This window comes from Advenella sp. (genome assembly GCF_052108595.1).
In the GTDB taxonomy this organism is placed as follows: Bacteria; Pseudomonadota; Gammaproteobacteria; order Burkholderiales; family Burkholderiaceae_B; genus Advenella.
The window spans coordinates 1-9,888 of sequence record NZ_JBQEAU010000139.1 but is presented as its reverse complement, the minus strand read 5'-3'; the positions used below and the strand labels follow the sequence as shown (position 1 = coordinate 9,888).

The window sequence follows — 9,888 nt, the reverse complement described above, 5'->3', positions numbered from 1 at the left end:
AAATCCAGAGGACTGAAAGTCAATGCCGGCAGCGATCGCCAGGCCGATCTGGGGCCCCTGGTCTCGCCCCGGGCAAAGCAGCGCGTTGCGCAGCTGATCCAGAGCGGTGTGGATGAAAAGGCCAGCCTGCTGCTGGATGGCCGCGATGTCGTTGTCGCGGACTATAAAGACGGCAATTTCATTGGCCCGACCATTTTTTCCGATGTCAAAGAGAACATGGCGATTTATCGCGAAGAAGTTTTCGGCCCGGTCCTTTGCATTGTATGCGTCGATACATTGGAAGAGGCCGTGGAGTTTGTCAATCGCAATCCGAATGGCAATGGCGTTGCCGTTTTCACGCAAAGCGGCGGCAATGCGCGCTATTTCCAGAACAATATCGATGTGGGGCAGATCGGCATCAATATTCCGATCCCTGTTCCCGTCGCATGGTTCAGCTTCACCGGTTCGCGCGGCTCCAAACTGGGCGACCTGGGGCCTAACGGCAAGCAGGCGGTGATGTTCTGGACCCAGACCAAGTCGATTACGGCGCGCTGGGCTTCGCATGATACGGGTGTCAATACCACGATCGCGCAAAAATAGCGTTTTATCAGCACAATTGCACTTGTGCCGACCCGGCCGCGCTCCTGGCGCTGCCGGGTTTTTTATCGACTGCCCCAGCTGATGCGACAGCAAGCAGCCCGACGAACGGGAAGGCAAGCGTATTGCGAAATGGCCAACACTTTCGCGCCTTTACTTAGCGCACTTCGCACCGGCATTGTATATTCGTATCAGTCCGACACATTTTATCATTTGCGGCAATTCATATTCATGCCACAATATGGTCATAAACTGTTCATCTGAACCATTGAGAGAAAGCCATTTATGAATAAAAATATTGACTTGATCTACTTCAATGCGGGCGGTGGTCATCGGGCGTCGGCCCGGGCCCTTGAGGCGGTACTCAAAAACAGCCATCCTCACTGGAACGTCAGGCTCGTCAACCTGTTTGAGGTACTCGATTCACGACAGGTATATAAACGGGTTACTGGCGTTGCTCCCGAAGAGTTTTATAATCGGCAGCTGGCCAAAGGCTGGACCATGGCGATGACGCCGGAACTGCGCATCCTGCAGGCATTTATCCGGCTGACCCACCAGGTGATGCTCAAACGGCTGCAGGAACACTGGATTGAAACCGAGCCAGACATGGTGGTCTCGCTGGTTCCCAATTTCAACCGGGCCATGTACGAAAGCCTGGTTTCGTCCTTGCCAGGCGTGCCTTATGTCACCATTCTGACCGATCTGGCCGACAATGCGCCCCATTTCTGGATTGAAAATAACCAGCAACAGCATTTCATCTGTGGTACCGACAAGGCGGTGGAACAGGCGCGTGCCGCAGGTCATCCCAACTCCCATATCCATGCAAGCTCGGGTATGCTGCTGCATCCTGATTTCTACAAGAAACCCGAGATGGATCGCCGCGAACAGTTGATCGCAGCCGGCTTTGATCCGGACAAACCGGTGGGCCTGGCCATGTTCGGCGGTCACGGTTCAAAAATCATGATCAAGATCGCCAAGCAGCTCTCGGATGTGCAAATGATATACATTTGCGGTCACAACGCAGCGTTGGCCAAAAAAATCAGCAAAATGCAGACGCACGCACACAAGCTGGTGGAAGGGTTCACGACGCAAATGCCCGTCTTCATGGAAATGGCCGATTTCTTTATCGGCAAGCCCGGCCCCGGCAGCATCAGCGAAGCCATCCGCAAGGATATGCCGGTCATTATTGTCTGCAACAAATGGACCATGATTCAGGAGCGCTATAACGGCGAATGGGTCACCAAGAACGGATTGGGCATTGTGCTGCCTAGCTTCGCGAAAACCAACGCCGCGGTGCATCACTTACTGGAAAATCTCGATAGCTATCGGGAACGAGTTAAAGCGCAGGATAATCAGGCCGTATTCGAAGTACCCCACATTCTCGCGCGCATCCTGGCACAAACCGAGATCGCAGAACAGGCGCCCCTGCCCTCTGCCAGCAACATCAACTGAACCCCGACTAGGCCCCTCTCTTTTTTCAGCCACATTATGGGCCACGGATTAAGGGCCGCCGATAGGAATATCCACATTGAACTGCAATGAGCCGTTGTCGCTGCGCACGGCGCGTTGCGCCTTCAGCTTGAGCAGAACCGACTCCAGCTTGTAGCTTTGTTCCACACCAAAGCGCTGTTCGGAAGCACCGTTAAACACCCGGCTATTTTCAAACGTGCCTGACACCTGCGACTGCGTATCCAACGGATAGGTCAGCTTCAGCTGGTTGCGAATGGCGCGATCCGACAACGGATCCTGCGACAGCCTGGACAAATCCATATAGTGGGCGCTGGTCAGCTCGTTGGAGAACTGCAAGGTGGCCAGATCGAACACCTTGGCCCGATAGGCAAACATCGAGCGCCAGTTTGAATTGTCCTCATACTTGCCCGCGTTCACGGTTAGTCGCAAATCGCCCATGTCATCCAGGGCGTAGCTGGCGCCAAGGCCCACGTTCTTGAGCGAGCGGGCCAATTGCACTTGCGTGTCTACCGAAGCCGAGTCGCTCACTCCGTAGCGCACCGCGGTATTGGCAGCGCCACTGCCGAAATGAAAGCTGGCATCCTCACCCGAAGCAGCTGAGTAATCCATGGCCCCCGCCGCCGTGGAATAGGCCAGCTGGTGACTATTGATAAACCAGTTGTCCTGCGTGCCATCCGGCTGCCGGCTCAACTGCATGCCGCCGATTCGAAAAGCACTTTGGCCGATCGAGCTCACGACCTGATTGGACCCCAGTGAGATTCGGTTTCTGTCCTCGGTCGTCAGATTCCAGGTACGCGTGTCGGTGGAAAAATTTTGCACGGGCTTGAGCGTGATTCTGGAGGACGGCCTGCGCAACGCGGCGGCATCCTGGTCCGTCATGAACGGGCCAATACCCGATTCGTACTGATAATTTTCCCAGTTGTCCACGCCACGCAAAGCGTCGGCAGTGACCAGTTGTTCAAGCGGCACCGCCTCTCCTGGTGCAGGTGTAGCGATCGGCTCATCCACCGGTAGCAGAATAATTTTGTTTTTTTCCGGATCGAATGGCCAGGCGGGCGGCACCTCGGCCATGACCTGTGGAGCACTATCGGAGCTAACAGCGTGCGCACTGCGCGGCGCATCGTCGCCCATTGCATATGTGATGGTTTGGGCGGACAATGAGCCAGCAGGAAAAATCAGAAAGGAAATAAAGCTAGCAAAAATTGTCCTGAGTTTCAAACTTGTCAGCATCCTCGTTTATAAACTTACTATAAAACGCCGCTACGACACCGACGCTACACCAATATTAAAACCGGCTGCGCAAGCTCATCAAGGCATTTTTGTATACGGAAAGATCAACGCCGACACCCACGAAACTAAAGCCCTGCTTGATATAAACGGCAGCCTCGTCGGGCACGACCGCAAGAATACCACTGGCTTTGCCGGCGGCGGCCGCCACTTTATGGACATGGGCAATGGCCTGCTGCACCTCTGGATGCTGGGGCTGTCCAAGGTACCCATAGGCCGCTGACAGATCGGAAGGACCAATGAAAATGGCATCCACGCCGTCTACGGCAACAATGTCTTCTACCGCCTCCACGCCTGCGCGGCTTTCTATTTGCAGGATCACGCCGATATGGTCATTGACCTGTTTGAAGTAATCCGCCTCGGTGCCATAGGCGCTGGCCCGGGTCATGCCGGCAACGCCACGCACGCCAGCCGGTGGATAGCGTGTTGCCGCCACCGCATATTCGGCCTGCTCGCCAGACTCAATGAACGGAATCAGCAAATTGTAAAAACCAATATCCAGATACTGTTTGATCAAGGTCTGGTCATTGACCGGCGGACGACCGATACCGGCACTGTTGCTGGCATTGATGGCTTGCAGCTGGGCGGTCAGCACCGGAATGTCGTTGGGCGCATGCTCGCCATCCAACAGCAGCCAGTCGTAGCCGCAAACACCCGCTACTTCGGCGAGCATGGGACTGGTGGTGCTCAGCCACGTACCGATGAGTGTTTCACGGGCCAGCAATTTCTGGCGAAAGGTATTGGGTATCTGCTGTTTCATGTTAAGACGTATTTGCTCGGTGAATCGAATATCGACTATTAAATGTTAAATGCCCAGTTGCCGCTGGCGGACCGGGCCCCAGGGATTTATCAGATGCCGCCCATCAGCATATACTTGATGACCAGATAATCGTCGATACCGTAGTGAGAGCCTTCGCGACCCAGGCCGGATTGCTTTACACCGCCAAACGGGGCCACTTCGGTAGAAATAAGACCGGTATTGATACCTACAATGCCGTATTCCAGTTGCTCGGCGACCCGCCAGACGCGCCCCAGATCGCGCGCATAAAAATAGGCGGCCAGCCCGAACTCTGTATCGTTAGCCATCCTGATGACATCTTCGTCCGTTTCAAATTTGAAGACCGGCGCCAGCGGGCCGAATGTTTCTTCACGGGCAAACGCCATATCCTGCGTTGCATCGCCGATGACCGTAGGCTCAAAAAACAGCCCGCCCAGCTTGCTGCGTTTACCGCCGGTCAGGACCTTGGCCTTGTGTCCCAGGGCATCGCTGATATGGCTTTCCACTTTTTCCACTGCCTTCTCGTCAATCAGCGGACCGATCTGTACGTTCTTGCCGGTACCGTCGCCCACAACCAGTTTTTCAACTGCCGCAACCAGCTTTTTGACAAATTCCTTGTACACGCCTTTCTGCACATAGATACGATTGGCGCATACGCAAGTCTGGCCGGCATTCCGGTACTTGGAAATCATAGCGCCTTCGACGGCCGCATCAATATCGGCGTCGTCAAACACAATGAATGGCGCGTTGCCGCCCAGCTCCATGGAAACTTTCTTGATGGTGCTGGCCGACTGCTCCATCAGGAGGCGCCCCACTTCGGTCGACCCTGTGAAACTGACCTTGCGCACCAGCGGGTTGCTGCACAGTTCCTTGCCGATTTCAGATGAATTACCCGTAATGAGAGACATGACGCCAGGTGGAATGCCCGCCTGTTCAGCCAGTTCAATCAGCGCCAATGCAGTAAGCGGGGTTTGCGATGCCGGCTTGATCACGACAGTGCAGCCAGCGGCCAGCGCAGGCGCTACCTTGCGGGTAATCATCGCCGCCGGGAAATTCCAGGGTGTGATGGCAGCACATACGCCGATGGGCTCCTTGGTCACCACAATGCGCTGGGAAGTTTGCGGTGCAGGAATCGTATCGCCATAGACGCGCTTGGCTTCTTCGGCAAACCATTCGACGAACGAGGCGGCGTAAGTGACTTCGCCTTTGGCTTCGGCCAGGGGTTTGCCCTGCTCGGATGTCATGATGTAAGCCAAGTCATCCGCATTGTCATTGATAAGCGTGAACCACTTGCGCAGAATGGCCGCACGCGCTTTGGCAGTCAGCCCCTTCCATGCCGGCCAGGCCTTATTGGCGCCCTTGATGGCATCTGCCGTTTCCTTTTTACCGAGCTTGGGTACAGTGCCAACGCGCTTGCCGGTTGCCGGATTGGTCACTTCGATGACCTCCTTGCCACCGATCCATTTACCGTTGATATAACATTTGCCTTTAAGCAGACTGGCATTTCTAAGCTTCATGGATTGACTCCCGATCCTATTATTGAACGACTCTGTCACTGAATATTCAAAGAATACCATATACCCCGGGCCGATCTCACACCGATGCGCAATCCTGATTCGGGAACGGCCGCAGGCAGGCACTGATGAGTTCTTTTATCGACGATGATGCGCCTTTTGATCATTAACTTTAAGTAAAAAATATACTGATTGCATACCCAATATTACCTTCTTAAGAAGAAAGTATAATGGGCACACCCTTATCCTTGTCTGTGACGATTGACGCTTATGCTCTTATCTCTACTTGTGATTGCAGTCTGCTATGTTGCCGGTGAAGGCGTCAGCCGTGTGCTGCCCCTGCCTCTGCCCGGCCCTATTGTGGGCCTGCTCCTGCTGCTGTTGGCGTTTAAACTTCGACCACCCCTGTTTACGCTGATGGCCAGACATATACCGGCCCTGCTCTCGCATCTGGCGCTCCTGTTTTTACCGGCTACGGTAGGCATCATGGTCAGCTACAGGCTGCTGGATGGATACTGGCCCGCTGTTATTACAGCTGTCATTGTCAGTACGGTCCTGTCGCTACTGGCGGGTATTCTTGTGTTTCGCTATGCAGACAAGCAGCGTTAAAGCCCGCCGACACATGCCCGGGCCGGCCGCGCTGCACCGGCAAACCGGTAGCTCCTGGCTTGCCGCCGCGATCCCTCACGTTTGTGCGCAACGACTGGCCAGGCCCAACCATGCGCTATTGATGAACAAATGACATTTTTATTATTGGAGTTACCGTGCTTGCTGTCCTGACCGGTTTGCTGCTGACGATCATGGCCTATTGCCTGGCGTCGTGGCTGTTCGCCCGCAGCGGTTACTTCCCGTTGCTCAATCCCGTGCTGGTGGCCACCACGCTTATCATTCTGGTCCTGCGGTTCCTGAATATCGAATACAGCAGCTATCTGCTGGGCGCCCATTATCTTTCACTGTTGCTGGGACCAGCCACCGTCGGACTGGCGGTGCCGATTGCCATGCACAGCCGGACCATCAAGAAAAAGTTGCGCCCCATTGTGCTGGCCCTCGTGGTCTCTTCGCTGGTTGCCGTGTGCACTTCGGTCGGTCTGGCCTGGTTGATGGGAGCCGACCGCAACATTTTGATCGGCTTGTCAGTAAAAGCAGCCACCATGCCCATTGCACTGGAACTGGCCCGTTCGCTCGATGGCGCAATTGCACTGACCGCCGCGTTTGTATTTTTTACTGGTATTCTGGGGGCAACCATTGGCCCCTTCATTTTCAAATGGATGAACATCCGGCATGATGATGTGCGTGGCTTCGCCATGGGCGTTACCTCCCATGTGATCGGTACTGCCACGGAGTTCAAGCACAGCCAGGAAGCCGGCTCCTACGCTAGTTTGGGAATGAGCCTGAATGGCATCTTTACCGCCATTGTGATACCGGTGCTGTACTTCCTGTTCTTCTGAACGCAGGCCAGCAGCAAACGGCTGCAGCACGCACGATCATGTCGTGCACTGCGCACGCGGCGCAGATACGGTCCGGTACTGTCGAAGAGGTGATCGATGGCGCATGAAGGTAGTCGATAGCGCCCAGCCGACCCTTACGCAGCGACAAGATGCGGGACAGCAGAGGCAAGCAGCGCCAAGCCCGAGACCGTCAGCAGCATCAGCACCACCAGGCGGAAGCGCTCCGGACTGAATCCCGCATACACCCGGGTACCGATAAAGGACGGGATCAGAATCGCCGGCACAACCAGCAGAAACATGGGCACCATGGGGCGCGTTACCATGCCGGACAGGATGTAGGACAGCATCGTCAGAGACAGCATGGAGAGATTGAAATTTTGGATAATGGCCCGCTGCGTATCACGATTGGAATAACGCAGCGTACACCACAGTGTAGGCAATACGCCGGAAAAACCGCCCAATCCGCCCATGATGCCACCGCCCAGGCCCACAACGGTATTGGCAATGTTGCCGCCAAAGGTGATTTTGGGAAGCCGCCTGGCAAATATCATGACCGGGCACCAGACGATCAGCAGGCATCCCAGCGCCGCCTTGAACATGTTCACATCAAGCATGGGCAGTAGCATGACACCCAGAGGGATGCCTGCTACCCCACCTAATACATAGGGGACTAGCAAGCGCCAATCAAAACCGCGCCGCAGCGACAATGCCCCCACAATCTGCCCGGTCATCCCGCCAAACACCGCCAGCACGGCAGCCAGACGAGGGTCCAGCACCCACGCCCACAGCGCCATGGAAACCAGGCCGAAACCGAATCCCGACAGGCCCTGTACAAATCCGGCAACCACCGCCCCCAGAACCACGTAAACATAAATCGTGTCCATTACCACCCCCTGCTGCAGATCAGCGCAAGGGTAGGTCGCTGGCGAGCATCATTGCATTTATGTTTATCGGTCACGACTGTCCAGCAAAATCGTGACGGGGCCGTCATTGATAAGGGACACCTGCATATCGGCACCGAAAACGCCGACAGGCACCGCTTGTCCCAGGCCTGCTGAAAGCAGCTGCACGAAGCGTTCAAAATACGGTTTGGCATACTCGGGGCGAGCCGCTGCCGTATAGGACGGCCGATTGCCTTTGCGCGTATCGGCCATCAGCGTAAATTGGCTGACAGCCAGGATCTGTGCACCCACATCCAGCACCGAGCGATTCATCACATCGTTGTCATCATTGAAGATACGCAACGCCAGCGTTTTTCGCAGAAGATACTGCGCATCCTGTTCTGTATCATCCTGGGCGATGCCAACCAGCAGCAACATGCCCGCCCCGATCGCGCAAACCTCGTTGCCATCGACGCACACGCGCGCCTGACGCACTCGCTGAACCAGTACCTTCATAATTCAGACCTGCTCCAGCGTGGCAGTATGAAACGTTGCCGGCGCGACCACTTCCAGCATTTCCAGATCAGCGCTATGGCTAATTTCGCGATGACGAATGCCCGGGGGCTGATAAACCGAATCGCCCCGCTCCAGACGGACCACACCTGTCTGTTCGTACTCGAACTGAACCCAGCCTTGCAGCACGTATACAAATTGAAAATCCAGTTGATGCAAATGCGGCATGCCCGACGCTTCATGGCCGTCCAACGCGCGAATCACGTGCACAGAATACGCGCCGGCCGTTGCCTGGGCTACACCCAGATCGCGGTACTCAAAGAACTCCCGCAAGCCGCGGTCGAACGTCGCGTTTTTCAGATGCGATATGACGGCGCGCGGCGCGGGTGAAGCAGTCGGATGTTGCGGTGTAGGTGCTTGAGCGGTCGACATTGATGGCTCCCCATTCGTCAGCTAGTCGTGTGCGTATCGTTGATCTGTCCGATTGTAACGCCAATGACGCAGCCACACCGCGTTTGCATAGCGGGCCCGCAGAGACTGAATGGCGGCTGAACGCTGCCAGGCCATCGGACCGACAGTGCGCAACCCAGCAGCGCACAGGCCCGTCACCCAGCTGAGTAAATCTATTGCCTGAGAATGATCAGTATCCCGTTTCCCGGATGACTTCGCCACTGATGGGTTTGCCCTGCAGGGCATCCTGCAGCTTGTCGCGAATCTGCCTGATTGCCAGGTAATGATTGGTGGGACCGGAAATATGCGGTGTGAGGGTGATGGCCGGGTGGGCCCAGAAAGGATGATCGCCTGGCAGCGGCTCTTCGCGCGCCACGTCAAGAACGGCTCGCGACAGATGCCCCGAGTCCAGCAAAGAGATCAGATCGGCCTCTACCAGATGTTCGCCCCGGCCAATGTTCATCAGTACGGCGCCCTTTGGCAGATGCCCCAGACTGTCACGATTGAGGATATTGCGCGTCTGGTCAGTCAGTGGCAGTACGTTGATCAGAAACTGGCTTGACGCCAGAAAGGCCTCAAACTGGTCTTCACCATGATAACTCCTGATTTCCGGCAATGCCTTCGGGCTGCGCGACCAGCCCTGGACCGGGTAATCGAGCGCACTTAGCGCCTGCGCAATTCGCGCACCGATCACGCCCAGCCCCATAACACCGATCGTACAATTTTGCACCGGTACCTGTTCGGCTCCCTGCCACACACGATTTTCCCTATGCTGCTCATAAACGCCGAAATTACGGGTGATGCCCGACAGATAATGGATGACGTATTCGGTCATGGGATTGGCCAGCCCCGCGTCTTCCAGGCGGATAATGCGGGTGGTGTCGGCAATCTCAGGCTGACGCAAAATAGCGTCTACACCTGCGCCCATATTGAATACCAGATCCAGGACGCGATAACGTGCGAACAGCGCT

11 protein-coding genes are annotated in these 9,888 nt (G+C 55.7%); 4 read left to right on the top strand and 7 right to left on the bottom strand.

Annotated features, from left to right (window positions below):
- Positions 1–579: aldehyde dehydrogenase family protein (locus ACTIKR_RS18665; protein WP_442328653.1), on the top strand; the 579-nt coding region annotated here is incomplete at its 5' end.
- A gap of 282 nt (positions 580–861) precedes the next feature.
- Positions 862–2,028: a glycosyltransferase gene (locus ACTIKR_RS18660; RefSeq protein ID WP_193087750.1), complete on the top strand. Its 1,167-nt coding sequence runs from the start codon at positions 862–864 to the stop codon at positions 2,026–2,028.
- 48 nt (positions 2,029–2,076) lie between these two features.
- Here ACTIKR_RS18660 and ACTIKR_RS18655 read toward each other — a convergent pair whose 3' ends face one another.
- The 3 genes from ACTIKR_RS18655 to ACTIKR_RS18645 form a co-directional block, all read right to left on the bottom strand.
- Positions 2,077–3,264 carry a hypothetical protein gene (locus tag ACTIKR_RS18655; protein WP_442328652.1) on the bottom strand — a complete coding sequence of 396 codons (1,188 nt, stop codon included), beginning with the start codon at positions 3,262–3,264 and terminating at the stop codon, positions 2,077–2,079.
- Between the two features lie 67 nt (positions 3,265–3,331).
- Positions 3,332–4,093, bottom strand: a complete 762-nt coding sequence (locus tag ACTIKR_RS18650; RefSeq protein ID WP_193087748.1) for an aldolase/citrate lyase family protein — start codon at positions 4,091–4,093, stop codon at positions 3,332–3,334.
- Positions 4,094–4,182: 89 nt separating this feature from the next.
- Complete coding sequence (locus tag ACTIKR_RS18645) at positions 4,183–5,628, bottom strand: NAD-dependent succinate-semialdehyde dehydrogenase (RefSeq protein ID WP_193087747.1); 1,446 nt, start codon at positions 5,626–5,628, stop codon at positions 4,183–4,185.
- Positions 5,629–5,895: 267 nt separating this feature from the next.
- Between ACTIKR_RS18645 and ACTIKR_RS18640 the strand changes: the two genes are divergently transcribed.
- Positions 5,896–6,234 carry a CidA/LrgA family protein gene (locus ACTIKR_RS18640; RefSeq protein WP_193087746.1) on the top strand — a complete coding sequence of 113 codons (339 nt, stop codon included), beginning with the start codon at positions 5,896–5,898 and terminating at the stop codon, positions 6,232–6,234.
- A 155-nt stretch (positions 6,235–6,389) separates the two neighbouring features.
- Positions 6,390–7,073 (top strand): LrgB family protein, encoded by a 684-nt coding sequence (locus ACTIKR_RS18635; protein WP_193087745.1) that lies wholly within the window; start codon positions 6,390–6,392, stop codon positions 7,071–7,073.
- 134 nt (positions 7,074–7,207) lie between these two features.
- On the opposite strand, the gene ACTIKR_RS18630 is transcribed toward ACTIKR_RS18635, so the two are convergent.
- The 4 genes from ACTIKR_RS18630 to ACTIKR_RS18615 form a co-directional block, all read right to left on the bottom strand.
- On the bottom strand, positions 7,208–7,957 hold the full coding sequence (locus ACTIKR_RS18630; protein ID WP_193087744.1) for a sulfite exporter TauE/SafE family protein: 750 nt from the start codon (positions 7,955–7,957) through the stop codon (positions 7,208–7,210).
- Between the two features lie 63 nt (positions 7,958–8,020).
- Positions 8,021–8,470 carry a D-aminoacyl-tRNA deacylase gene (gene dtd / locus ACTIKR_RS18625; RefSeq protein WP_193087743.1) on the bottom strand — a complete coding sequence of 150 codons (450 nt, stop codon included), beginning with the start codon at positions 8,468–8,470 and terminating at the stop codon, positions 8,021–8,023.
- 3 nt (positions 8,471–8,473) lie between these two features.
- On the bottom strand, positions 8,474–8,899 hold the full coding sequence (locus ACTIKR_RS18620; protein ID WP_193087742.1) for a cupin domain-containing protein: 426 nt from the start codon (positions 8,897–8,899) through the stop codon (positions 8,474–8,476).
- A gap of 208 nt (positions 8,900–9,107) precedes the next feature.
- Positions 9,108–9,888 (bottom strand): 2-hydroxyacid dehydrogenase (locus ACTIKR_RS18615; RefSeq protein ID WP_442328651.1); only part of this gene is annotated, 781 nt, incomplete at its 5' end.

Excerpts from the sequence above, each read along its gene's own strand:
- ACTIKR_RS18645 (WP_193087747.1), bottom strand. The coding sequence starts at position 5,628 with ATGAAGCTTAGAAATGCCAGTCTGCTTAAAGGCAAATGTTATATCAAC.
- ACTIKR_RS18660 (WP_193087750.1), top strand. The coding sequence starts at position 862 with ATGAATAAAAATATTGACTTGATCTACTTCAATGCGGGCGGTGGTCAT.
- ACTIKR_RS18630 (WP_193087744.1), bottom strand. The coding sequence starts at position 7,957 with ATGGACACGATTTATGTTTACGTGGTTCTGGGGGCGGTGGTTGCCGGA.
- ACTIKR_RS18640 (WP_193087746.1), top strand. The coding sequence starts at position 5,896 with ATGCTCTTATCTCTACTTGTGATTGCAGTCTGCTATGTTGCCGGTGAA.
- ACTIKR_RS18620 (WP_193087742.1), bottom strand. The coding sequence starts at position 8,899 with ATGTCGACCGCTCAAGCACCTACACCGCAACATCCGACTGCTTCACCC.
- dtd (WP_193087743.1), bottom strand. The coding sequence starts at position 8,470 with ATGAAGGTACTGGTTCAGCGAGTGCGTCAGGCGCGCGTGTGCGTCGAT.
- ACTIKR_RS18650 (WP_193087748.1), bottom strand. The coding sequence starts at position 4,093 with ATGAAACAGCAGATACCCAATACCTTTCGCCAGAAATTGCTGGCCCGT.